Source organism: Actinomadura litoris, from assembly GCF_009733595.1.
GTDB lineage: Bacteria > Actinomycetota > Actinomycetes > Streptosporangiales > Streptosporangiaceae > Spirillospora > Spirillospora litoris.
This window is the reverse complement of record NZ_WOFH01000001.1, coordinates 981280-1003218: the sequence shown is the minus strand read 5'-3', so window position 1 is coordinate 1003218 and position 21939 is coordinate 981280. Positions and strand designations below refer to the sequence as shown.

The following is a 21939-nucleotide window of genomic DNA, read 5'->3' as shown; positions in this document are numbered from 1 at the left end:
CGGGCGATGAGGCGGTTCGTGGTCGTCGGCACGGTGGTGGCCCTCATCGTCGCCGCGTCGCTGATACCCGCCGGGCCCTCCACACCCCTGCCGCGCCCGCAATGCGAGCGGGGCGGCGGCGTCGTCGCGCCGGGGCCCAGCATGACCGGATTAGTCTGTTATGGGGGTATTCATAACTTCGCCCCCGCCGAATTCTGGTTCTGACCGCCCCGGGAGTAGGGCTGTCCTCAGGGTGCGCAATGCGGGTATCCCCCGGCGAATTCGGGGAGATCGCCGCAGTGTGCCGCGGGTGGGCCGACTTCTAATCTCGCGGCAATGACCTCAACGAATGAATCGAAGCGGGGGTGCGGCGTCCGCCGGACGGTCGCGGTGGTCGCCGCGGGCGCCGCGCTCGGCGGAGTGGCGGCGGCGCCCGCCCAGGCGGCGGCCCCCACCCAGGGGACGCGGGGCTGCGGTGACCACGCCGCGACCCGGCGGGTGCTGGACCGCCTCACCGGCGTCCACAAGCTGACCGGCGCGGCCGTACGCGTGGACGATCCGCGCTGCGGGACGTGGACGGCCGCGAGCGGCGTCGCCGACCGGCGGACCGGGCGCCCCATGACCGCCGACACGCGGACCCGGGTCGGCAGCATCACCAAGTCGTTCACCGCCACCACGGTGCTCGCGCTCGCGGGCGAGGGGCGGATCGCGCTGGACGCGCCCGTCGACCGCTACCTGCCCGGCCTGATCGACAAGAACGGCTACGACGGGCGCGAGATCACGGTGCGGAGCCTGCTGCGGCACACCAGCGGGCTGCCCGACCACATGGACGCCTTCGCCTCCACCGAGGAATGGCGGTTCCGGCACTTCGAGCCCGAGGAACTGGTCAGGCTGTCCCTGTCGATGCCCGCGCCGGAGGAGGAGTGGTCGTACTCCACCACCAACTACGTCATCGCGGGACTCCTCATCGAGAAGGTGACCGGGCACCGCGCGGAGGAGGAGATCCAGCGCCGTATCATCGCCCCGCTCGGGCTGCGCGAGACGTACTGGCCGGGCGACGACGTCCGGCTCAGGGGCTCCCGCCTGCGCGGCTACGTCCGGCAGGAGGAGGGCGGCACGCTCCGCTGGGCCGACTACACGGAGATGAACACCACGGTGGCCTGGACCGGGGGCGCGCTGGTCTCCAGCCCCCGGGACGTGAACGCGTTCTACGGCGCGCTGCTCGGCGGGCGCCTGCTGCCCCCGGGGCTCCTGGCGGAGATGAAGCGGACCGTCGAGCTGAACCCCGACCAGGTCTGGCCGGACGCGCGGTACGGGCTCGGGCTGATCGGCACGCCGCTGCGCTGCGGCGGGACCTGGCTCGGCCACGCCGGTGACATCGACGGCTTCACCTCGATGGCGGGCGTCGCGCCGTCCGGGCGCCGCGTGGCCCTCGCCTTCAACGAGAACCCGTCGTCCCAGGAGGCGTTCGACGACGAGCTGAACCTCGTCCAGACCGCCCTGTGCGAGTGAGGAAGGAAGCGAGCATGATCAACGCACGAAGGGCGGCGGTGCTGGTGGTCGGCGCCGCGGCCGCCGGAGCGGCGGCGATGTCGGCGGTGTCGGCCCCGTCCGCGACCGCCCACACCAAGAACGACCTCGGCCGGTTCTACCAGCAGCGCCTCGACTGGAAGGCGTGCACACAGGGCCCGGACGACGAGGTCGGCAAGGAGCTGGACAAGGCCGGGGCCCGGTGCGCGGACGTCACCGTCCCGCTGGACTACGCCGACCCCGGCGGCCGGACGATCACGGTCGGGATCTCGCGGCTGAAGGCGTCCGGCGATGAGCCGCGGCTCGGCATGATGCTGCTCAACGGCGGCGGGCCCGGCGCGGCCATCGACCTGCCGCCCTACATGCGGGAGCTGATGGGGAAGGCCGGGCCGCGCTACGACCTGGTCGGCATGGACCCCCGGGCGCTCGGACGCAGCGCCGGTGTCGACTGCGGCTGGCCCAGCGCCACCTGGATCAAGGGGCCGGGCGCGACCAGGGAAGCGTTCGACGCCTCGGTGCGGTACGCCAAGGACCTCGCGGACCGGTGCGCGAGGACCGACACGAGCGTGCTCCCGCACATCAGCACCCGCAACATCGCCCGCGACATGGACGTCATCCGGGGCGCGCTCGGCGAGAGGAAGATGTCCTACAACGGCGCGTCCTACGGCACCTACCTCGGCTCCGTATACGCGACGATGTTCCCCGGACGGCTCGACCGCGTCCTCCTGGACAGCTCGCAGGACCCCTACAGCTGGGGGCCGCGCCTGCTGGCGGGCACCGAGAACGCCAACGAGAAGGCGCTCGCGGACTGGGCCGGATGGGCGGCCGAGCGCGATGACGAGTACGGCCTCGGCAAGACCCGGGACGAGGTCGTCGGGCTCGTGCACCGCATCCTCGCGGCGTCCGCCCGCGCGCCGCTCGCGATCGGTCAGTACAAGCTGGACGCCTCGATGCTGCCGGTCGTCCTGGTCGACAACCTCGGCACCGACGACGAACCGGCCCGGGCCGGCCTCGCGGAGTCCGTGCGGGTGCTGCGGGACGCGGCGGCCGGACGCCCCGCCAAGCCCACGCCGGACCTCGCCGACGAACTGGCCTACCTGCTGACCGGCGCCGATTCGCGTGAGGGCAGCGGTCAGGCCGCCATCATCTGCGGCGACGTCGCCGCGCCCCGCGACCCCGCGTTCTACTGGCGCGACGTCCAGGCGCACCGCGGCGGAGCGCCGGTCTTCGGGGCGCTCGCCCACAACATCGGCCCGTGCGCGTTCTGGCCGACGCGTCCGGCGGAGGCGCCGACCAAGGTCGGCGCGGACCTGCCCGCGCTGATGGTCGCCGCGACCGGCGACACCCGCACCACCTACGAGCGCAACGAGACCGTCCACCGGCTGATGCGCGGCAGCCGGATGATCACGCTGGACGCCAATGTCCACGCTCCCTACCAGCGCGGATACCCGAACACCTGCGTCCGTGAGCGCGTCAACGACTACCTGCTGACCGGCCGGCTCCCGGCCCGCGACCTCACCTGCCCGCCCGACAAGTAACCGCACACGATCCGAGGAGGCGCGGTCCCCCAGGGGGACGCGCCTCCTCGCCATGCCGAGGCGCACGGGGCGTCGTGCTGTGAAAACGCGCCGTGACCGGCGGCAACGCAGTTCGGCATTCCAGGCTAGAAATTGCTGCGAGTAGACGTCGCGTCGCGACGAACCACCTGGTCGAAGCGCATTTCGCCGCGCTGTCGATGATGATGGCGGCCGCAGGCGCCCGCGCCGGCCGTTGAAATTCCAGTTGTGCCTTGAAAGCTGGTTCAGCGGCAGCATGGCGAAGTACTTTGCAACCACACGTTGCCTTTCCCGTCCGGGCCCGCACCAGCGGATTCGGCGGTCGGGAACGTGCCCCGCAACCCCCGAGTTGCCGCCGACGCTCCCCAGAGGTCGGTGGCGAAAGGCGGACAGAAGTGAACCGTGGAGAGCACCTCAAAGGCGTGGTCCCCCCACTGCTCGGCGCCGCCGCGTTGATCGCGGTGTCGGTGTCGGCGATCGCCCCGGCCTCGGCGCAGCCGCAGGAGGCGGGTACGGTTCGGCTCGCCCAACTCCCCCACAACGCGCTGGCCGACCAGCTCACCGGCCGTCTCGGCGGCCGGCAGGCGGGCACCTACCTCGACGGTGCCGGGAACCTCGTCGTCAACGTGACCAGTGAGGCGGCAGCGCAGCAGGTCAGGGCGTCGGGCGCCAAGGCCCGCGTCGTCAAGCACGGTATCGCCCCCCTCACCGCGTCCATGACCAAGCTCGACCGGCTCGCCGGGACCGACGGGACGGTCGGCCTCGCCTGGGGCGTCGACGTCATCTCCAACGCCGTCGTCATCAGCGTCCCGCAGGGCGACAACGACGCCGCGACCAAGGCGTTCGTGAAGCGGGCGCGGGCGCTCGGCGACACGGTCCAGATCAAGCGGGTCGCGGCCGCGCCGCGGCTGACCCTCGGCCCCGGCGAGGCGATCCTCACCGGCGGCTCGCGGTGCTCGGTGTCGGCGATCGGCGCCAGCGGCGGGACGGAGTACGTCGTCACCGCCGGGCACTGCACCAACATCGGCTCGACGTGGACGACGTCCGGCGGCCAGACCGTTGGCACGCGCCAGGCGAGCAGCTTCCCGGGCAACGACTACGGCACGATCCGCAAGACGGGCTCGGTCTCCCTCACCAACGCCCAGCTCACCCAGGTCGGGAAGCCGCAGGCCGGAACCCAGATCCAGAAGAAGGGCTCCACGACGGGCACGACGTCCGGCACCATCCGCGGCTACAACCGCACGGTCAACTACCAGGAGGGCGCGGTCAGCGGTCTGATCGAGACCACCGCGTGCGTCCAGCCCGGTGACAGCGGCGGCTCGCTCCAGTCGGGCAGCACGGCCATCGGCATCACCTCCGGCGGCACGACCGGGAGCTGCCGCAGCGGCTTCCAGTCCTACTTCCAGCCGCTGGACGAGGCGCTCCAGTCCCAGGGACTCACCCTGAAGCGGTAGCCATCCCGCAGATGTGGGGCTCCCGAACCCCCGCCGGGAGCCCCACATTCATTTTCAGCCGATATCCGCCCCGGCGGCGCGCGCGCATTCCGCGTGGGCGACGTGACATCCATTTCCGCCAGGCTCCGTGGTCTCGGATCGCGGGGACGGCTCCGCGCCGAGCAGTTCGCGCGCGCGTGGCTTCTCGAAACCGATGCTGATGTCGCCGGCCTTCATCTCCGTCAGGCAGAACATGCAGAGCGCCTTCGTCGCCTCGCGCGTGCAGTCCGCGTGGCCGAAGAAGCAGGGCTTCCCGTCGGGGTCAACGCCCGCCGCCCGCTCGACCGGCTCCTCGCCGAGCACGTCCCGCGCGTACGGCCGCTCGATGAACGCCATCTCCTCACCCGGCAGGATCCCCCGCAGGCAGAACATGCAGACCTCTTCCTGCGCGTCGCGCAGGCACTCGATGTGAGTGAGGAACTGCTTCTCCCCTTGGGGGCCGGTGAACGAGGCCCCCTCAGGCGGCGCCGCGCCGAGGGAGTCCCGCGCCTTGGACTCGGTCAGGGTGGCGAAGCGCCCGTCGACCGGCACGGGACTGAGGCAGAACAGGCAGACCTTGCCCCGCGCCAACTCCGCGACCCCAGGATGCCGCGACTTGGCGCGGAGCCGTTGAGCGGCGAACGCGCCGCCCGCCGCCGCCAGCACGAACAGTACAACGGTGACCAGTGTCGTAGCTCCCACGCCCGCCTCCTGCCTTGGGACAGGCTCGGACGGTAGACCGCCCTGCGCGGGAGGGGTCCCACTCCTACCGGTTACACACCTTGTAGGCGAAGGAGTACGTCATCCCGCCCCCGGGGGAGTCCAGTGAGAGCCAGCCCTCCTCGGACGGGTCGGATGACTTCACCCGGATGCGCGTCTCAAGATCAAGGAATTCCGGCGCGTCGCAGCGAGCATATTTCAGTTGTGCTGTAGGCACCATATCGGTGAACTGAAGGTTGCCCTTGTGACCGGCGACCGCGTGCATGCTGACGTCGCTTCCCGGGCTTCCCCGCCACCGATAGCTCTGCGTGAGTTCGCCGACGACTCCCGGGTCCAGGTCCGCCGCGAGGCGGGTGTCGGTACTCGCGACTGCCCCGGTGAAACCCTGCGGTATGCGGATGCTTATGCTGAAACTGCACGATTTCTGAGCCTCTTTGGGGTTCACGTCACCCCCGACGGACGCCTTGAAGTTCTTGATTTTGACGTTGACCCTGCCCCCGTCTTCCGAGACGGAGACTTCGCCCGGACATGCGGACCGGACGACCTGGGCCTTGGCGGACGGTTCCGGCACGGCGGACGCGGGGAACGCCGTCAGCAGGGGCAAGGCGGCTGCACCGACCGCGACAAGCGCCGCGTTCTTGGTCTTCTTCATGGTGCAGGACATTTCTTGTAGGCGATGCTGTATGTTGCTCCCTCGTCCGGGGAATCCAGCGATATGGAGCCCGCCTTGGCCGGGTCGGTCGTCTCCACCTGTAGTTGCGTCTTCAGGATGAGACTGCGTTCTGCCCCACAAGGGAGGAATACCAGCGGCGTTACGTCTTCGAATTGCCAGGTCCGGGTCGGGGCGTTGATCGCGTGTGAAATCTCGTGGGCCGGTGTGCCCGAGACTTGGTATTCGTTCGTCACCTTGCCGGTGACCTCGGGCTCCAGGTCGGCGGTACCGCGAGAGCTGATGCTCTCAAGCGCCCAGGTGGACGGTACCGAGAAGTGGAATATCAAATTGAACGTGCAAGACTTTCGGGCTTTCTCTGCGGGGACGTCCTTCCCGACGGACGCCGCGAAGTCCCACGTAGAGAAGCGAAGTCTGAATCGCCCTGGGTCGGAGTCAGGCAGGAGATTCATCGAGCCGGCCGCGCACGAAATGGTCCCTATCGTGATGCTTATCCCTGGTTTCGAGATCGCGGAGACCGGCGGTGCTGTCAGCAGGGGCAGGGCGGCGGCGCCGATTGCGACGAGCGCTGCGTTCTTGGTGTTCTTCATGCTGAACGACACTCCTTGTAGACGAGTCTGTACGTTGTTCCGCCGCCAGGGGAGTCCAGCGATATGGAGCCTGACTTGGCCGGGTCGGTCGTCGTCACCTGGAGTCGCGTTTCAAGATTGAGATTGCGCGCCTGCCCGCAAGGGACGAATTCCAGCGGTGTTTCGTCTTCGAAGTGCCAGGACCGTGTCGGAGCGTTGATCTTGTGTGAGATCTCGTGGGCCGGTCCGCCCTGAACCTGGTAGCCGTTCGTCACCTCGCCGGTGACCTCGGGCTCCAGGTCGGCGGTGCCGCGAGAGTCGATGCTCTTCAGCGCCCAGGCGGACGGCACCGAGAAGTGGGGTTTCAGCATGATTTTGCAGGACTTCCTGGCTTCCTTGGCGGGCACATCCGGTCCGACGGACGCGGTGAGACCGCCTATGGAAAGGTGCAGCCTTGCTTCCTCCGAAGTGGAGGTGATGGAGAATTCCATCGATGTGCAGGCCATTGGAGTGATCACTATTTCGAAGCTTATCCCCGGTTTTGAGGTGGCGGAGGCGGGCGGTGCCGCCAGTAGGGGGAGGGCGGTGGCGCCGATCGCGGCGAGTGCCGCTTTCCTGCTCTTCTTCATGGCGATGGCCTCCTTGGAGAGGCGGCGGGGCCAGAGCACCCGCCGGATAGCGGGCTTTTACGGCTTACAGGTTTTGTAGGCAAGGGTGTAGGCCGTTTTTGAATCGAATTCGTCCCCCAGGGAGATCCAGCCGGCCTTGGCGGGGTCGGTCGTCGTCACCTGGAGCCGCGTCTCAAGGTTGAGGCCGCGATGTTGCCCGCAGGGGAGGAATTCCGGCGGCCCGTCGTGTTCAAGCCACCAGGATCGCGTCGGAGCGTTGATCGTGCGTGAGATCTCGGCGCCCGCTGGGCCTCCTGGGTACCAGTGTCTGAGCGTCACCTCGCCGGTCGTCCCGGGTTCCAGGTCCGCTTCGCCGCGGGTGCTGATGCTCTTGAGACCCCAGGTGTAATCGGAGGCATGGTTGATGATTAGGTATATGGCGCATTTCTTCCGGGCCTCCTCCGCGGGCACGTCCTTCCCCACGGATGCTTTGAAGGGTGCAATACTGAGAATCATCTTGATTTCCCCCTGAGAGGGAGGGGAGATGACGAGGCTTACCCCATGGTTCGGGCAGCCCCACCCGGGCGCCACACTGAAAGTGAACCGCGGTGGCGGGTCTGCGGACGCGGGGAGGGCCGTAAGCAGTGGGAGGGTGGTGCTGAGAGCGACGAGCGCTGCCTTCTTGGTCTTTTTCATGACCGTGCCTGTTCCGGGGGTTCGCAGGTCTTGTAGACGAAGTTGTAGGTCGTCCCGCCGCCGGGGAACTCCATGGCGACCGAGCCCGCACCGGCCTCGTCGGGTGACTTCACCCGGAGCCGTGTCTCAAGGTTGAGGTCGCGCTGCTGTCCGCAGGGGGCGAATTCCAGCGGGGTCTCGTCCTCGAACCGCAACGTGTCGTTCGGGGCCTTGAGCGTGTGCACGATCTTGTGGTGCCGCGTGCTTCCCTGGAGGTGGTAGGACTGCGACACCTCGCCGACCACGCCGGGGCCCAGATTCGCGGTGCCGCGTGAGTCGATGCTCTCCAGCGCCCAGGTGGAACTCACCGGCATGATGAGCCGCAGCGAGAGTTCGCAGGACTTCTGCGCCTCCTCGGCGGGCACGTCCTTCCCGGCGGACACCTTGAAGTTCGACGGGTGGAGGCTGATCCTGCCCTCCCCTGGAGAGGACGAGACGACCATCGTGCCAACCGGGCAGGACGCCGGGGTGGACACCACCTGGATGGTGGCGGGCGGCGCCGGGTCGGCGGACGCGGGGAGCGCGGTCAGGGCGGGCAGGGCGGCGGCGCCGATCGCGGCGAGCGCCGCCTTTCTGGTCTTCTTCATGGCCGGGATCTCCGTGGCGAATTGACGGGTCGGTGCACCCGCCACCCGTTTCCGGACGGCCGAGAAGTGTGTTTTCGAGCGGCGATATCGCACCGGCGAGTTCACCGCGAAGGTAAGCCGTGTCAGAGAAGTCGGTCAAGACGCCTTTTTCAACCGGTGCCGCCTTGATTGCATCGCGGTCGAAGTATTTGTGCCGGGGATTCGGGGGAGATCCCTGGTGTGCGGCGTGTCCCGGTGAATCGGACATTGATTTCCGTGGTTACCGATGCCTGGAAAGGCGGTCAGTGCAGGGAGTCGCGCGATGGCGGGACGCGCAGGTCTCGTCTGAAGTGGCGGTTCAGGGTGCGGCGGAGGCGGCCTGGGCGGACGTCCTCGGCGATCGCCAGGGCGGCGGGCGGACGGTCGTCCGCGATGGGGGCCAGGCGCTCCCCGTCCAGCGGGCGTTCGACCTCGGAGTACCCGCCGGACGGTGAGCGGCGGATGACGCCGGTCTCCAAACCGTGCGCGGCGAGGGCGAGGGCGCGGCGCTGGAGGCCCAGGCAGACGCGGTAGGCGATCACGTAGGCCAGGACGGGGCCGAGGACGACCGCGCCGCGGAAGAACCAGGTCGTCCAGAACAGCGGGATGGAGAAGCGGTCCGCGATCACGTCGTTGCCGCCCGCCGCCCACAGGACGCCGTAGAAGACGACGCCGCCGGCGCCGACGCCGGTCCGGGCGGGGACGTCCCGGGGCCGGTCGAGGAGGTGGTGCACGCCCTGGTCGCCGGTCACCCAGCGTTCGAGGAACGGGTAGGCGGCGAGGCCGGTGAACAGGAGGCCGGGCACGCCCAGCGCGGGGACGAGCACGCTCATCGGGAGCGTACGGCCCCACGCGGTGATCTCCCAGGCGGGCATCATGCGCAGGGCGCCCTCCAGCCAGCCCATGTACCAGTCGGGCTGGGAGCCGGAGCTGATCGCGCCCGGGTCGTAGGGGCCGAACAGCCAGATCGGGTTGATCTGGAAGAACGTCGCGAGCAGGGCCGTCACGCCGAACACCCAGAGGAAGAACGCGGTCGTCTTCGCGGCGAACACGGGGAAGAACGGGTAACCCCGCACGGTCCGGTTGGAGCCGCCCTTGCCCGGGAACTGGGTGTGCGTCTGCCGCCAGGTCAGCACGACGGCGTGCAGCGGGATGAGCGCGAGCAGGATGCCCGGGATCAGCAGGATGTGCACGACGTACAGGCGCGGGACGATCATCTCGCCGGGGAACTCGCCGTCGAACAGGAACATCAGCAGGTAGGAGCCGACGAGCGGGATCGAGGCGATGACGCCTTCCAGGATGCGGATGCCGGTGCCCGAGAGCAGGTCGTCGGGCAGCGAGTAGCCGAACAGGCCGTTGAGCATCACCAGCAGGAACAGCGTCACGCCGATCAGCCAGTTCAGCTCGCGCGGCCTGCGGAACGCGCCGGTGAAGAAGTTCCGCAGGAGGTGGACGACGATCGCCGCCATGAAGATGATCGTCGCCCAGTGGTGCAGTTGCCGCACGAGCAGCCCGCCGCGCACCTCGAAGCTGATGTTCAGCGTGGAGGCGTACGCCTCGCTCATCCGGACGCCGCGCAGCGGCCGGTAGGAGCCGTTGTAGACGACCTCGTGCATGCTCGGCCTGAAGAAGAGGGTCAGGAAGACCCCGGTCAGCAGGATGATCGCGAACGAGTACATCGCGATCTCACCGAGCAGGAAGCTCCAGTGGTCGGGGAACGCCTTGCGGATCGCCTTGCGCAGGAACGCGGCGCCGCCGAAGCGGTCGTCCAGCGCGCGTCCGGTCGCTCCTAAGGCGCTCGGACGTTCGCGGTCGCCGGACATGGCATCTCACGCCTTCGGTCGGTTGTGTCTTCACTGTCGCACCGAGTAGTGAGATGAACCAGAGTGTCCCGCTTGTAGTACTTATTCACAGTTTCGTGCCGAATTAGGCGTTTCTCGACCTGGACTTCGCGTCCTGAGGGCCGTCAGCCCGCGCTTCGTCCCCCGCGGGCCACGCGAGCGTCAGGAGTCGCTCCGGTTGACGCGCAGCCTCTCGGCGGTGGCGACGCGTTCGGCGAGCCGGGTCTGCGCGTCGCACAGCAGCCACAGCTCGCCCTCGTCGCCCGCGACGAGCTCCCTCAGGCAGCCGTTCCTGATCTGGTAGTTCGTCAGCGAGGTCACCCGGGTCGCCCGGAGCCCCCTCGCCGAACGCTCGGCGTGCCAACCCGGCATGCACCTCATTAACGACACCGCGGACTCCTTGGTCGTGTCATGGTAGGTCTACCCTAGGTCGGCGGCCCCGACGCGGTGGGGGCTATGGACGAAGACCCCATCCGCGACGTCCCGCGCGGCGCGGCCGGTACCGGTCATCGCCGGGCGCCGCGCGGCCGTGCTCCACGGCCGACCCCGGCCCGCCCCGGCGGTCCAACCCCTGGTCGGGGGCCCGGCGCCGCCGGGGCACGCTGTAGGTTGGACGACCAAAGCACGCAGTTCGGAGCAGATCAGGTATGCCGCGTCCCCCCGCCAAGGCCCAGGCGATCACGAGCGCGCTCGCCGCCCGGATCGTCGAGGGCGAGATGGCGGCGGGCGCCTGGCTGCCCTCCGAGCGGGAGCTGGCGCGCGAGTTCGGGGCCGACCGCTCGACCGTCCGGCGGGCGCTGCGGATGCTCGCCGAACAGGGACTCGTGCAGGCCAGGCGCGGCGCGGGCGTGCAGGTGCGGCCGGAGCGGCCGGTGCGGCGCGCCGCGTCCGACGTCACCCGGCAGGTCGGCGGGTGGCGCGGCTTCCATGTGTCGGTGCGGGCGGACGGGCGGCGCCCCTTCACCCGCACCGAGGTCCGCGAGACCGGCGCCGACGCGCAGGTCGCCCGCCGGCTCGCGGTGCCCGCCGGGACGCGGGTGCTGGAGCGGGCGCGCGTCCAGGGCGTCGAGGGGGAGCCGCCCGTCCAGACCGCGACCACCTGGGTGATCATGGAGATCGTCGCGCGGATCCCGGTGCTGCGCGAGATCGACACGGGGCCGGGCGGTATCTACTCGCGGCTGGAGGAGGCCGGCCACCGCATCACCTTCGAGGAGGCGGTCACCTGCCGGATGCCGCTGGTGGACGAGCAGCGGACGCTGGCGATCGGCGCCGAGCAGCCCGTCCTGACCGTGTGGCGCCGCGCCCGCGACCAGGACGACCGGGTGGTCGAGGTCACCCACCGCGTGGTGGTGGGCGACCGGCACGAACTCGTCTACCGATACGGGTCGGGAGCCTGAATGCACGACGGCGCTGAAAACGGCGGGGATGAGCACGCGGTCCGGCGGGTCGCCACGCGGGTGGTGTACGAGAACCCGTGGATGGTCGTCCGCGAGGACGAGGTCGAAAGGCCGGACGGCTCGCGCGGCATCTACGGCGTCGTCGACAAGCCCGACTTCGTCCTGGTGATCCCGATGGAGAACGGCGGTTTCCACCTCGTCGAGGAGTACCGCTACCCCATCCGGCGCCGCACCTGGAACTTTCCCCAGGGCACGTTCCCAGGCCGCCGGGAGGGCGACCCGGAGGAGCTCGCCCGCCTCGAACTCCGCCAGGAGACGGGCCTGCGCGCCGCGTCGCTGACCCACCTCGGCTACCTGAACTGCTCACACGGGACGAGCGGCCAGGGCTTCAACGTCTTCGTCGCCGCCGACCTGCGGGCGGGCGAGACCGACCGCGAGCCGGAGGAGCAGGACATGCGGCAGCGCTGGTTCAGCCGCGCCGAGGTCAGGGCCATGATCCGCGACGGCCGTATCACCGACGACTCCTCCGTCGCCGCCTACGCCCTGCTGATCCTCCACGAGAACCCCTGACCCGCCCGGGTTCAGGGGAGCGGTGCGGCGGGCAGCCGGACGCGGATGCGGCACCCCTTGGGGGTGTCCAGGACGGTGATGTCGCCGCCGTGCAGGTCGGTGGCCCAGCGTGCGATGGCGAGGCCCAGGCCGGTGCCGCCGCCGGGGGTGCCCTGGGACGTTCCGGCGGCCGCGGCGCGGGTGCCGGGGGCGCCTCGGGAGAAGCGTTCGAAGACGCGGGCGCGTTCGGCGGGCGGGATGCCGGGGCCCTCGTCGGCGACCTCCAGGACGAGGCCGCCCGGGGCGGCGCCGGGGCGGGCGGTGACGGTGACCGGGGTGCCGGGCGGGCCGTGCCGGGCGGCGTTGTCGAGGAGGTTGGCGATGACCTGGTGGAGGCGGTCGCGGTCGGCGGCGGCGTGCAGGCCGGGTGCGACGTCGGAGACGAAGCGGGCGCCGGGATGGCTCGCGGCGGCCTCGGCGGTCACGTCGGCGACGAACGCGGCGACGTCCAGGCGGGACAGGTCGAGCGGCGCGGCGCCCGCGTCGGCCCGGGACAGGTCGAGGAGCTGCGTCACCAGGCGGCCGAGCCGCTCGGTCTGGTCGAGCGCCGAGTCGAGGACCTCGGGCGTCGCCGGGGTGACGCCGTCGGCGACGTTCTCCAGGACGGCCCGCAGCGCGCTGATCGGGGTGCGCAGCTCGTGCGAGACGTTCGCGACGAACTCGCGGCGCTGCCGGTCGACCTCGGCGAGGTCGGCGGCCATCCGGTTGAAGGCGTGGGCCAGCTCGCCGACCTCGTCGCGGGAGGTGGCGCGGACGCGGCGGCTGTAGTCGCCGCGCGCCATCGCCCGCGCGGCGGCGGTCATCTCGCGCAGCGGGGCCGTCATGCCGTGCGCGAGCAGCTGGATCACGACGAGCGAGATCAGCACGCCGACCGGCATCGTCTGCCGCGCGCGGAACCCCAGCGGGTAGCCCCACAGGACGATCAGCACCGCCACGCACGCCGTGACCACGACCACGACGCCGAACTTGACCTTGATCGAGCGCAGCGGGTCCAGGGGGCGCGGCAGGCTCGCCCACAGCCTGTGGATGACGCTCATGCGGAGTCCAGGCTGTAGCCGACGCCGTGCACGGTGCGGATGAGGTCGGGGCCGAGCTTGCGGCGCAGCGCCTTGACGTGGCTGTCGACCACGCGCGTCCCGGAGGCGTCCGCCCAGTCCCACACCTGTTCGAGCAGGACGGCGCGGGTCAGCACCGCCCCGCGGTTGCGGACGAGGCAGGCGAGCAGGTCGAACTCGGTCGGCGTCAGGTGCACCTCGCGGCCGTCCCGCCGGACGCGGCGGGCCCGCGCGTCCAGCTCCAGGGGTCCGATCCGCACCGGCGGCGCGGCCGCCGCGTCCGGCGCGGGCCGCTGGACGCGGCGCAGCAGCGCGCGGATCCGGGCGACCAGCTCGCGCATGCTGAACGGCTTGGTCACGTAGTCGTCGGCGCCGACGGCGAGGCCGACGAGCAGGTCGGTCTCGTCGTCGCGCGCGGTCAGCATCAGCACCGGCACCGGGCGCTCGGCCTGCACGCGCCGGCAGACCTCCAGGCCGTCGAACCCGGGGAGCATCACGTCCAGGACGATGAGGTCGGGTTCGCATGCGCGGGCCATGTCGACCGCGGCCGGGCCGTCGGCGGCGACGTCCACCGCGAAGCCCTCGGCCGCGAGCCGGTCCACCACGGCCCGCGCGATCGTCGGCTCGTCCTCGACGAGGAGGACGCGGGGCGCTCTCGCTGTCACAAGCCCAGACTCTAGAAGCCCGAGATGTGTGCTCAGCGTGCGAGTTGTGGAGGAATCGTGAAGGCCGCCCCTAGGGGCCGACCTCCCACGTGTGGACGGGGTCGTTGTCGCGGATGTGCTCCGCATACGCGCGCGTCATGGTGCGCAGGGCGTCGTGGCGGGAGGCTCCGTAGGAGTTCTCCAGCGCGTGGACGGTGTCGATCTGCCATGCGGACCCGGTCTGGCCGGTGAGGCAGCGGCGTTCGACGATGCCGAGGAGCCGGTCGCGCCGGGCCGGGTCCACGCCCCAGCGGTCCAGGCCCTCGTGGGCGAGGGGCAGGAGCTTGCGCAGGATCAGCTCGGCGGCGGGCACCTCGCCCATGCCGGGCCAGTAGAGGCTGGATTCGAGGCCGTCGCGGGCGGCGCGGTGCAGGTTCACCTCGGCGCTGCTGAAGGACATGCGCGTCCAGACGGGGCGCTCCTCCTCGGCCAGCATCCGCGTGACGCCGTAGTAGAACGCGCCGTTGGCGATGACGTCGGCGGCGGTGGGGCCCGCGGGCAGCACGCGGTTCTCGACGCGCAGGTGGGGACGGCCCTTGACGACCGCGTAGATGGGACGGTTCCAGCGGTAGACGGTGCCGTTGTGGAGGGTCAGCTCACCGAGTTCGGGGATCCCGCCCTCCTCCAGGACGGCGTTCGGGTCCTCCTCGTCGCACAGCGGCAGCAGCGCGGGGAAGTAGCGGGTGTTCTCCTCGAACAGGTCGAAGACGGAGGTGACCCAGCGCTCCCCGAACCAGACCCGGGGGCGGACGCCCTGCGTCTTCAGCTCGTCCGGCCGCGTGTCGGTGGCCTGCTCGAACAGCGTGATGCGGGTCTCGTGCCAGAGCTGGTGGCCGAACAGGTAGGGGGAGTTGCAGCCCATCGCGACCTGCGCGCCCGCCAGGGCCTGGGCGGCGTTCCAGTACGCGCCGAACTGCTCGGGACTGACCTGGAGGTGGAACTGGACGCTCGTGCATGCGGCCTCGGGGGTGATGTTGTCGGCGTGCATGCGCAGCGGTTCCGGACCGTCGATCGCGATGTGCAGCTCCTCGCCGCGCGCCGCGAAGATCTGGTCGTTCAGCATCTTGTAGCGGGCGTTGGCGGAGAGGATCTCCTCGCCGATGTCGGAGCGGCGCAGCGTCGGCAGGATGCCGATCATGACCAGCCGGCCGCCGACCTCGCGGGCCCGCGCCTCGGCGTGTTCGAGCTGGTCGCGGACCTCGGCCTCCAGCTCGCCCGTCCCCTCCCCGCCCAGCTCGCGGGGCGGGATGTTGATCTCAAGGTTGAACTGGCCCAGCTCGGTCGCCCAGGCGGGGTCGGCGATGGCCTTGAGCACGTCCTCGTTGCGCATCAGCGGGTCGCCGAGGGCGTCGATCAGGTTGAGCTCGATCTCCAGCCCGATGTGGGGTCGCTCGAAGTCGAACTGAGACTCGCCCAGCATGCGGGCCAGCACGTCGAGGCAGGCGCGGACCTTGTTCCGGTACCGCCGCCTGTCCTCGCCGCTGATGGTGGCCGAGGCCACGTCCCTGCCCATGTGTCCGTCCCTGTGCTTAGGAGATGGTGCCTACGGAGGTGGTGCTTGGGAGATGGTGCTGTGAAGGAACCGTCATGAAACGGGATGTCCCGGTACGGGCAGGTAAAAACACGGCGCCTCTTTTTGGGCCCCCGTTTTGTGACCGCTGGGTAGCGTTGGTGGACTTCTGGGTGCGCGTACTGCGAAACGTGACACTCTGTGATGGACGGCGAGGCCCACCGCCGCCGCCGGGCGTTCCCCCTGGCGGCCCACCCCCGGGCGGCGCCGCAGGACGTACCGGCGCGGCGGAACGGGAGGGTCGATGCGGATACTCCCACGGTCCATCAGGACGCGGGACACGCTGATCGCCGCGGTGCTCGCCGTCCTGGTGCTGGGGATCACGGCCGTGGGCGTCGACCTCGCCGTCCGGGCCACCGTGAAGGCCGACCTGCTCCAGGAGATCCAGGTCGCGGCGCGCCGCTCCAGCGGCGGCGTGCGCGACGGCAGCCTCGTCACCCCGATCCCCGACGACACCGGCGGGCGCATCCTCGTGCAGGTCGTCGGGCCGGGCGGGCACGTCCTGGACGCGACGCCCGCCGCGACCGGCAGGCCGCCCGTGAGCCGGCTGTGGCCCTCCTCGACCGTGCGCGTCCGCGACTACGTCGAGTGCCGGGGGGAGTGGCCGCGCCGCGAGTGCGTGGTCATCGAGGCGATCCGGGCGACGACCGCGCCCGACTCCGTCGTCGTGTACGCGTGGGAGCCGCTGCCGTCCTACCTGGTGAGCGGGCTGCTTGAGGTGCTGCTCGGCACCGGCGTGCTGTTGTTCGCGGCGCTCGCCGCCTGGATCACCTGGCATGTCGTCGGGCGGACGCTCGGCCCCGTCGCGGCCATCCGCGCCCAGCTCGCCGAGATCAGCGCCAGCGACCTGAGCCGCCGCGTCCCGCAGCCGTCCGGGCAGGACGAGATCGCGCTGCTGGCCCGTACCGCCAACGCCACCCTCGACCGGCTGGAGCGCGCGGTCGGGCGGCAGCGGCAGTTCGCCTCCGACGCCTCCCACGAGCTGCGCACGCCGATCGCCGGGCTGCGCGCCAACCTGGAGGACGCCTCGATGCACCCCGAGGACAACGACCTGCGGGCCGTCGTCGACTCGGCGCTGCGCGACACCGACCGGCTGGAGTCGATCGTCACCGACCTGCTGCTGCTCGCCCGGATCGGGACGGGCGCCTCCGCCGAGGAGTCCATCGACCTCGCCGAGATGGCCGCCGCCGAGATCGCGCGCCGGACGTTCGCGCTGAAGATCCGCACGGACCTCGCCGGGGACGTCGTCGTGCGCGGGGTGCGGATGCAGCTCGTCCGGCTGCTCGGGAACCTGCTCGACAACGCCGAGCGGTACGCCGACGGGATCGTCTCGGTCGAGGTGACGAGCCGCGACGGGCACGCGCTGCTGGCCGTCACCGACGACGGGGCGGGCATCCCGGTGGCCGACCGCGAGCGCGTCTTCGAGCGCTTCACCAGGCTCGACACCGCCCGCAGCCGGGGCGCCGGCGGCACCGGACTCGGCCTCGCCATCGCCCGTGAGATCGCCCACGCGCACGGCGGCACGCTGCGCATCGAGGACCGCGACCACGGCACCCGTTTTGCCCTGCGGCTGCCCCTGCACACATGAGAAACGGAATGGGCCGTCCATGCGGACGGCCCATTCCGGGGAGGCGGGGCGAGGTGCGGCGGGTGTCAGGCGCGGACGGCCTGGATCTCAAGCTGGATGTCGACCTTGTCGCCGAGCAGGGCCTTGTCGCCCTTCAGCGGGACGTTGAACTCGATGCCCCAGTCCTTGCGGTTGATCGTGGTGGACGCGGAGAACCCGGCGCGGGTGCCGCCCCAGGGGTCCTCGCCGACGCCGTTGAACTCGACCTCCAGGCTGACCGGACGGGTCACGCCCTTGATGGTCAGGTCGCCGTCCAGGCGGTGCTCGCCGCCCTCGGTGCGGACCAGCTTGGTCGCGAACGTCATCGTGGGGTGGTTCTCGACGTCCAGCACGTCGGCGGTGCGGACGTGCGCGTCGCGGTCGGCGTTGCGGGTGTCCAGCGAGGCCACGGTGATCTCGGCGGTGGCGGTGGAGTCCGCGGGCTCCTCGGCGATCTGGACGGCGCCGGAGAACTCGGTGAAGCTGCCGCGCACCTTGGACATCAGGTGCCGGATCGTGAAGGTGACCTCGGAGTGCGCGGGGTCGATGTTCCAGGTGCCGGCGGTCAGGCCCGGGGCGACGGTGGCGATGCTCATGGGAATCTCCGTGGTGCTCGACGGTGGGTGGTGAGCGGTAGTGCTTGAAACTTCAACAACCTGCTCGGAGGTTAGTTGAGGGTTCAAACACATGTCAATCCCGGCGTGTTCCCACGGGAGCGGATCCGTCGCGCGGTCGGTGGCCCGCAGGAGCCGCAGGCCCCTGGCGGCGGGGCTCAGAGGTCGCCGGTGGCGCTCGTCACAGGCTCCATCGGCCGGCGGTGCTCCAGCGCGGCGCGGAGCTGCGCGCGGCCCCGGTGGATGCGGGACCGGACGGTGCCGAGCTTGACGCCCAGCGACGCGGCGATCTCCTCGTAGGTGAGGCCCTCGATGTCGCACAGGACGACGGCGGCGCGGTACTCCGGCGCCAGGCCGTCCAGTGCCCGCTGGATGTCGGCGTCCAGGTGCCGCTCGTCGTAGGCCTGGGCTGGGCTGGGTTCGCGGCCCTGGAGCCGCTCGGCGGCGTCGTCGGCGAGCGCGTCGAAGCGGATGCGCTGCTTGCGCCTGGCCCGGTCCAGGAAGAGGTTGGTCGTGATCCGGTGCAGCCAGCCTTCGAAGGTGCCGGGGCTGTAGGAGGACAGCGACCGGAAGACCCGGATGAAGACGTCCTGGGTCAGGTCCTCGGCGTCGTGCCGGTTGCCGGTAAGGCGGTACGCCAGCCGGAACACCCGCGTGGAGTGCTCGCTGACGATCTCCTCCCAAGTCGGAGGAGTCCACGCCATCGCGCCTGCGCTCACCACTACCCCCGGTCTGATACGAAATCGTTACGGCCAAGCATGCCGGTACCCGGATAAGAGCCGTGTAAGAACGACCGGCGTGGCCGGATCCGGCGCGACGGCGATCGCGCCGCGTGCGCCGGCCGTCCGGCCCTGGCCAGGGCCGCGAACCCGGCCTTCACCTGCGTCTCACCCGACGGACATCCGATGCCCGTAACGTCCGCGTGTGACACATCGCTCATTGCTCCGCCCCGCCATCGCCGCGGGGATCGCGCTCAGCCTCGTCCCCGGTGTGGCCCAGGCGGCCGCGCGCCCGCAAGCCCGTCCCGAGTCCCGCCCGGAGAGCAGGACCGCCGTCCTGCCCCGGATCCCGCTCGCGCAGTTCCAGAACAGGCTGCTGCCCGGAACGATCGCCGACGACCGGGGCGTGGCCCTCGGCGGCGTCGGCAGCGACCTCTTCCACACGGACGGCGACCGGCCGGACGAGTTCTGGGCGATCACCGACCGGGGCCCGAACGGCAGCGTGGACGTGGGCGGCGAGGAGCACGTGACGTTCCCCGTCCCGGGGTTCGACCCGGTGATCGTCAAGCTCCGGGTCCGCAAGGGCGCGATCAAGGTCACGCGGGCGCTGCCGATCACGAACCGCGCGGGGCGCCCGGTGACGGGCCTGCCGAACGTGGAGGGGCGCGAGGAGGCGCCCTGGGGGTTCGACGGCAGGACGCGGCTCCCGTTCAACGCCGACGGCATCGACTCCGAGGGGCTCGTCCGCACCAGGGACGGTGAGTTCTGGGTCGCCGAGGAGTACGGGCCGTCGCTGCTGCACCTCGACCGGCGCGGACGGGTGGTCGAGCGGTACGTCCCCGAGGGCTGGACGGGCAGGCCGAACTATCCGGTCAAGGCGACGCTGCCCGCGATCCTTAACAAGCGGACCTACAACCGTGGCTTCGAGGGGCTAACAATCTCACCGGACGGTAAGTCCCTGTACGTGGCGGTGCAGAGCCCGCTGTCCAACCCGGACAAGAAGACGTACAAGGCGTCGCGGAACGGCCGGATCCTGCGCTTCGACCTGCGCGAGGGCAAGGTCTCGGGCGAGTACGTCTACCGGTTCGAGGACGTGTGCTCCTTCGACCCGTCCGCCTGCGGCGACCAGAACGAGATGAAGATCTCCGGGCTGACCGCGCTCGACGACCACCGGATCCTGGTGGACGAGCGCACCGACAAGGTCGCCCGCGTCTACACCGTCGACCTGCGCGGGGCCACCGACATCCTCGGCTCGCGCTGGGACGACGCGGCGACCGCGCCGTCGCTGGAGAAGTCCGCCGGGGTGCCCGAGGGCGTCGCCGCGCTGCCCAAGCGGCAGACCGTCGACCTCGCCGCCGTGCCCGGCATCCCCGGCAAGATCGAGGGCCTCGCGCTCGCCGACCGCCGCACGCTCGCGGTGATCAACGACAACGACTTCGGGCTCGGGACCTTCGGCCCCGACGGCCGCCTCATCGACAGCGGGATCCGCACCTCGATCACCTACGTGCCGCTGCCGCGCTGAATAGCGGCCGATCGCGGCCGATCGCGGCTGTTCGTCGAGGTCACCGGAACGCCAGCGCGGGGTGACCCGTTCTGTCGACACGAAACAACCCCGAGGTAATTGAGCGCTTATGTACGATCGGAGATGATGCGCAGGAGTCGTACCGGACCCCGAGACGCGAGGACGTGGCATGCCGCGAACCTACAATCTGGCCGACCTGCTGGAGATCATGGCGGCTGCGGGGCCGGAACGTCCCGCGCTCGCGGGCGGGGGCCGGCGGCGCACCTACGGGGAGCTCGACGAGCGGGCGAGCCGGGTCGGCCACCACCTCGCGGAGGCGGGGGTGCGGCCCGGCGAGCACGTCGCGATCCTCGCCTACAACCGGGTCGAGTGGATCGAGGCGATGTTCGGCGCCTTCAAGATCCGCGCCGTCCCGATCCCGGTGAACTACCGGTACGTCGCCGCCGAGCTGCGGCACGTCCTGGCCGACTCCGGCTCGGTGGCGCTGATCGGTGAGCGCTCGCTGCTGGCGACGGCGCAGGAGGTGCGCGCCGAGCTGCCCGCCCTGCGGCACGTCGTCGTCCTGGAGGACGGCGCCGACGACGACGTCCCGGGGGCGGTCGAGTACGAGAAGGCCCTCGCCGCGGCCGACCCGGGCCACGCCTTCCCCGAGCGGTCCGACGACGACCGCTACATCGTCTACACCGGCGGCACCACCGGCTACCCCAAGGGCGTCGAGTGGCGCTGCGAAGACGCCTTCTACGGCGCGCTCGGCGGCGGCAACCCCCTCGGCGAGCCGGTCGGCGCGCCGCAGGACCTCGCCGCCAACACCGCCAAGCCCGGCTTGACCACCCTGATCTGCCCGCCCGTCATGCACGGCGCCGGGCAGTGGGTCGTGCTGATGGCGCTGTTCGGCGGCAGCCGGGTCGTCCTCTACACCCCGCACGCCTTCGACGCGGACGAGGTGCTCCGGCTGGTCGAGGCGGAGGGCGTGAACGCGCTGATGGTGATCGGGGACGCCATGGCGCGCCCGCTGGCCCGGGCGATGGCGGAGGGCCGGCACGACACCTCCTCGCTGCTCGCGGTCGCCTCCGGCGGCGCGCCGCTGACCGAGGGCGCACGCCGCGAGCTGCGCGCCCACCTGCCCGACCTGCTGTTCCGCGACAACTACGGAGCGTCCGAGACCGGCGCGTGCGGGCCCTCGGTGGACGGCGCGACCCCCGCCGCGGACGGCGGCACGGAGGGGACCGCCCGGTTCAGGATGAAGCCGGGGATCGCCGTCCTGGACGACGACCTGAAGCCCGTCCGGCCCGGGGAGATCGGCAGGCTCGCGCGGTCCGGGCACATCCCGGTCGGCTACTACAACGACCCGGCCAAGACCGCCGCGACGTTCTTCACCGACGCCGCGGGCACCCGCTGGTCGATCCCCGGCGACTACGCCACCCCGGCGGAGGACGGCACGGTCGTGCTGCTCGGCCGCGGCTCCCTGGTGATCAACACCGGCGGCGAGAAGGTGTACCCGGAGGAGGTCGAGGTCGCCCTGAAGGGCCACCCCGACGTCGCGGACGTCGTCGTGGTCGGCCTGCCCGACGAGCGGTTCGGGCAGCGGGTCGCGGCCGTCGTGGCGCCGCGGCCGGGCGCGACCGTCACGCTGGAGGGCCTCACCGGGCACTGCCGGGGGCGGCTCGCCGGATACAAGCTGCCGCGCCAGATCCAGATCGTGGACGAGGTGTCGCGCACGGCCGTCGGCAAGTCCGATTACAAATGGGCCAAGAAGGTGTTCGCGGACGCGATGGCATAACGCGCCTTTACCGTCCCGTCCCCGCCGCGGTAAGGGGATGCATCCGGGCGGGCCCGGCGCAAGCGCGGCGCGGTCAAG

22 protein-coding genes are annotated in these 21939 nt (G+C 70.9%); 9 read left to right on the top strand and 13 right to left on the bottom strand.

The window, feature by feature from the left end:
* The first annotated feature begins 18 nt into the window (after positions 1-18).
* The 4 genes from GNZ18_RS04405 (at position 19) to GNZ18_RS04390 (ending at position 4519) form a co-directional block, all read left to right on the top strand.
* The gene (locus GNZ18_RS04405) at positions 19-204 is read left to right on the top strand and encodes a hypothetical protein (protein WP_156214713.1); all 186 of its coding nucleotides are present in this window, start codon (positions 19-21) and stop codon (positions 202-204) included.
* A 111-nt stretch (positions 205-315) separates the two neighbouring features.
* A complete protein-coding gene (locus GNZ18_RS04400; protein ID WP_156214712.1) occupies positions 316-1491 on the top strand; it encodes a serine hydrolase domain-containing protein in 1176 nt (391 codons plus the stop codon).
* 14 nt (positions 1492-1505) lie between these two features.
* Complete coding sequence (locus GNZ18_RS04395; protein WP_156214711.1) at positions 1506-3047, top strand: alpha/beta hydrolase; 1542 nt, start codon at positions 1506-1508, stop codon at positions 3045-3047.
* A gap of 413 nt (positions 3048-3460) precedes the next feature.
* The gene (locus tag GNZ18_RS04390) at positions 3461-4519 is read left to right on the top strand and encodes a S1 family peptidase (RefSeq protein WP_156214710.1); all 1059 of its coding nucleotides are present in this window, start codon (positions 3461-3463) and stop codon (positions 4517-4519) included.
* Positions 4520-4573: 54 nt separating this feature from the next.
* Here the strand turns inward: GNZ18_RS04390 and GNZ18_RS04385 are convergent, their stop codons facing one another.
* From GNZ18_RS04385 to GNZ18_RS04350, 8 genes are all read right to left on the bottom strand, one after another.
* On the bottom strand, positions 4574-5239 hold the full coding sequence (locus tag GNZ18_RS04385; RefSeq protein ID WP_156214709.1) for a hypothetical protein: 666 nt from the start codon (positions 5237-5239) through the stop codon (positions 4574-4576).
* Between the two features lie 64 nt (positions 5240-5303).
* Positions 5304-5909 (bottom strand): DUF4360 domain-containing protein, encoded by a 606-nt coding sequence (locus GNZ18_RS04380; protein WP_173390637.1) that lies wholly within the window; start codon positions 5907-5909, stop codon positions 5304-5306.
* Complete coding sequence (locus GNZ18_RS04375; RefSeq protein ID WP_156214707.1) at positions 5906-6517, bottom strand: DUF4360 domain-containing protein; 612 nt, start codon at positions 6515-6517, stop codon at positions 5906-5908. The genes GNZ18_RS04380 and GNZ18_RS04375 overlap by 4 nt, the downstream gene beginning before the upstream one ends.
* Positions 6514-7125, bottom strand: a complete 612-nt coding sequence (locus GNZ18_RS04370; protein WP_156214706.1) for a DUF4360 domain-containing protein — start codon at positions 7123-7125, stop codon at positions 6514-6516. The genes GNZ18_RS04375 and GNZ18_RS04370 overlap by 4 nt, the downstream gene beginning before the upstream one ends.
* A 57-nt stretch (positions 7126-7182) precedes the next feature.
* Positions 7183-7800 carry a DUF4360 domain-containing protein gene (locus tag GNZ18_RS04365; protein WP_156214705.1) on the bottom strand — a complete coding sequence of 206 codons (618 nt, stop codon included), beginning with the start codon at positions 7798-7800 and terminating at the stop codon, positions 7183-7185.
* The gene (locus tag GNZ18_RS04360) at positions 7797-8426 is read right to left on the bottom strand and encodes a DUF4360 domain-containing protein (RefSeq protein ID WP_156214704.1); all 630 of its coding nucleotides are present in this window, start codon (positions 8424-8426) and stop codon (positions 7797-7799) included. The genes GNZ18_RS04365 and GNZ18_RS04360 overlap by 4 nt, the downstream gene beginning before the upstream one ends.
* A 281-nt stretch (positions 8427-8707) precedes the next feature.
* Positions 8708-10267 (bottom strand): cytochrome bc1 complex cytochrome b subunit, encoded by a 1560-nt coding sequence (gene qcrB, locus GNZ18_RS04355; RefSeq protein ID WP_156214703.1) that lies wholly within the window; start codon positions 10265-10267, stop codon positions 8708-8710.
* A gap of 180 nt (positions 10268-10447) precedes the next feature.
* The gene (locus GNZ18_RS04350; protein ID WP_156214702.1) at positions 10448-10657 is read right to left on the bottom strand and encodes a hypothetical protein; all 210 of its coding nucleotides are present in this window, start codon (positions 10655-10657) and stop codon (positions 10448-10450) included.
* 275 nt (positions 10658-10932) lie between these two features.
* On the opposite strand from GNZ18_RS04350, the gene GNZ18_RS04345 reads away from it, so the two are divergent.
* Positions 10933-11682: a GntR family transcriptional regulator gene (locus GNZ18_RS04345; RefSeq protein ID WP_156214701.1), complete on the top strand. Its 750-nt coding sequence runs from the start codon at positions 10933-10935 to the stop codon at positions 11680-11682.
* Positions 11683-12252, top strand: a complete 570-nt coding sequence (locus tag GNZ18_RS04340) for an NUDIX domain-containing protein (RefSeq protein ID WP_156214700.1) — start codon at positions 11683-11685, stop codon at positions 12250-12252.
* Between the two features lie 11 nt (positions 12253-12263).
* On the opposite strand, the gene GNZ18_RS04335 is transcribed toward GNZ18_RS04340, so the two are convergent.
* The 3 genes from GNZ18_RS04335 to GNZ18_RS04325 form a co-directional block, all read right to left on the bottom strand.
* Entirely contained in the window at positions 12264-13328 is a 1065-nt protein-coding gene (locus GNZ18_RS04335) for a HAMP domain-containing sensor histidine kinase (RefSeq protein ID WP_156214699.1), read from the bottom strand.
* Positions 13325-14011, bottom strand: a complete 687-nt coding sequence (locus tag GNZ18_RS04330; protein ID WP_242882445.1) for a response regulator transcription factor — start codon at positions 14009-14011, stop codon at positions 13325-13327. Before GNZ18_RS04330 ends, GNZ18_RS04335 begins: the two co-directional genes overlap by 4 nt.
* A gap of 70 nt (positions 14012-14081) precedes the next feature.
* The gene (locus GNZ18_RS04325; protein WP_156214697.1) at positions 14082-15563 is read right to left on the bottom strand and encodes a glutamate-cysteine ligase family protein; all 1482 of its coding nucleotides are present in this window, start codon (positions 15561-15563) and stop codon (positions 14082-14084) included.
* A gap of 301 nt (positions 15564-15864) precedes the next feature.
* On the opposite strand from GNZ18_RS04325, the gene GNZ18_RS04320 reads away from it, so the two are divergent.
* Positions 15865-17208: an ATP-binding protein gene (locus GNZ18_RS04320; protein WP_156214696.1), complete on the top strand. Its 1344-nt coding sequence runs from the start codon at positions 15865-15867 to the stop codon at positions 17206-17208.
* Between the two features lie 65 nt (positions 17209-17273).
* On the opposite strand, the gene GNZ18_RS04315 is transcribed toward GNZ18_RS04320, so the two are convergent.
* Together GNZ18_RS04315 and sigE are read right to left on the bottom strand one after the other, a co-directional pair.
* A complete protein-coding gene (locus GNZ18_RS04315; protein ID WP_156214695.1) occupies positions 17274-17822 on the bottom strand; it encodes a YceI family protein in 549 nt (182 codons plus the stop codon).
* 176 nt (positions 17823-17998) lie between these two features.
* On the bottom strand, positions 17999-18544 hold the full coding sequence (sigE, locus tag GNZ18_RS04310) for an RNA polymerase sigma factor SigE (RefSeq protein WP_156214859.1): 546 nt from the start codon (positions 18542-18544) through the stop codon (positions 17999-18001).
* Positions 18545-18764: 220 nt separating this feature from the next.
* Here sigE and GNZ18_RS04305 point away from each other — a divergent pair, with 220 nt between their 5' ends.
* On the top strand, positions 18765-20081 hold the full coding sequence (locus GNZ18_RS04305) for an esterase-like activity of phytase family protein (protein ID WP_214615936.1): 1317 nt from the start codon (positions 18765-18767) through the stop codon (positions 20079-20081).
* Positions 20082-20250: 169 nt separating this feature from the next.
* On the top strand, positions 20251-21861 hold the full coding sequence (locus GNZ18_RS04300; RefSeq protein ID WP_156214694.1) for an acyl-CoA synthetase: 1611 nt from the start codon (positions 20251-20253) through the stop codon (positions 21859-21861).
* Positions 21862-21939: the final 78 nt, after the last annotated feature.

Coding starts and splice junctions, on each gene's coding strand:
- GNZ18_RS04350 (WP_156214702.1), bottom strand. CDS start 10,657: ATGCCGGGTTGGCACGCCGAGCGTTCGGCGAGGGGGCTCCGGGCGACC.
- GNZ18_RS04325 (WP_156214697.1), bottom strand. CDS start 15,563: ATGGGCAGGGACGTGGCCTCGGCCACCATCAGCGGCGAGGACAGGCGG.
- GNZ18_RS04400 (WP_156214712.1), top strand. CDS start 316: ATGACCTCAACGAATGAATCGAAGCGGGGGTGCGGCGTCCGCCGGACG.
- GNZ18_RS04375 (WP_156214707.1), bottom strand. CDS start 6,517: ATGAAGAACACCAAGAACGCAGCGCTCGTCGCAATCGGCGCCGCCGCC.
- GNZ18_RS04395 (WP_156214711.1), top strand. CDS start 1,506: ATGATCAACGCACGAAGGGCGGCGGTGCTGGTGGTCGGCGCCGCGGCC.
- GNZ18_RS04300 (WP_156214694.1), top strand. CDS start 20,251: ATGCCGCGAACCTACAATCTGGCCGACCTGCTGGAGATCATGGCGGCT.
- GNZ18_RS04360 (WP_156214704.1), bottom strand. CDS start 8,426: ATGAAGAAGACCAGAAAGGCGGCGCTCGCCGCGATCGGCGCCGCCGCC.
- qcrB (WP_156214703.1), bottom strand. CDS start 10,267: ATGTCCGGCGACCGCGAACGTCCGAGCGCCTTAGGAGCGACCGGACGC.
- GNZ18_RS04370 (WP_156214706.1), bottom strand. CDS start 7,125: ATGAAGAAGAGCAGGAAAGCGGCACTCGCCGCGATCGGCGCCACCGCC.
- GNZ18_RS04345 (WP_156214701.1), top strand. CDS start 10,933: ATGCCGCGTCCCCCCGCCAAGGCCCAGGCGATCACGAGCGCGCTCGCC.
- GNZ18_RS04380 (WP_173390637.1), bottom strand. CDS start 5,909: ATGAAGAAGACCAAGAACGCGGCGCTTGTCGCGGTCGGTGCAGCCGCC.
- GNZ18_RS04315 (WP_156214695.1), bottom strand. CDS start 17,822: ATGAGCATCGCCACCGTCGCCCCGGGCCTGACCGCCGGCACCTGGAAC.
- GNZ18_RS04320 (WP_156214696.1), top strand. CDS start 15,865: ATGCGGATACTCCCACGGTCCATCAGGACGCGGGACACGCTGATCGCC.
- GNZ18_RS04335 (WP_156214699.1), bottom strand. CDS start 13,328: ATGAGCGTCATCCACAGGCTGTGGGCGAGCCTGCCGCGCCCCCTGGAC.
- sigE (WP_156214859.1), bottom strand. CDS start 18,544: ATGGCGTGGACTCCTCCGACTTGGGAGGAGATCGTCAGCGAGCACTCC.
- GNZ18_RS04365 (WP_156214705.1), bottom strand. CDS start 7,800: ATGAAAAAGACCAAGAAGGCAGCGCTCGTCGCTCTCAGCACCACCCTC.
- GNZ18_RS04340 (WP_156214700.1), top strand. CDS start 11,683: ATGCACGACGGCGCTGAAAACGGCGGGGATGAGCACGCGGTCCGGCGG.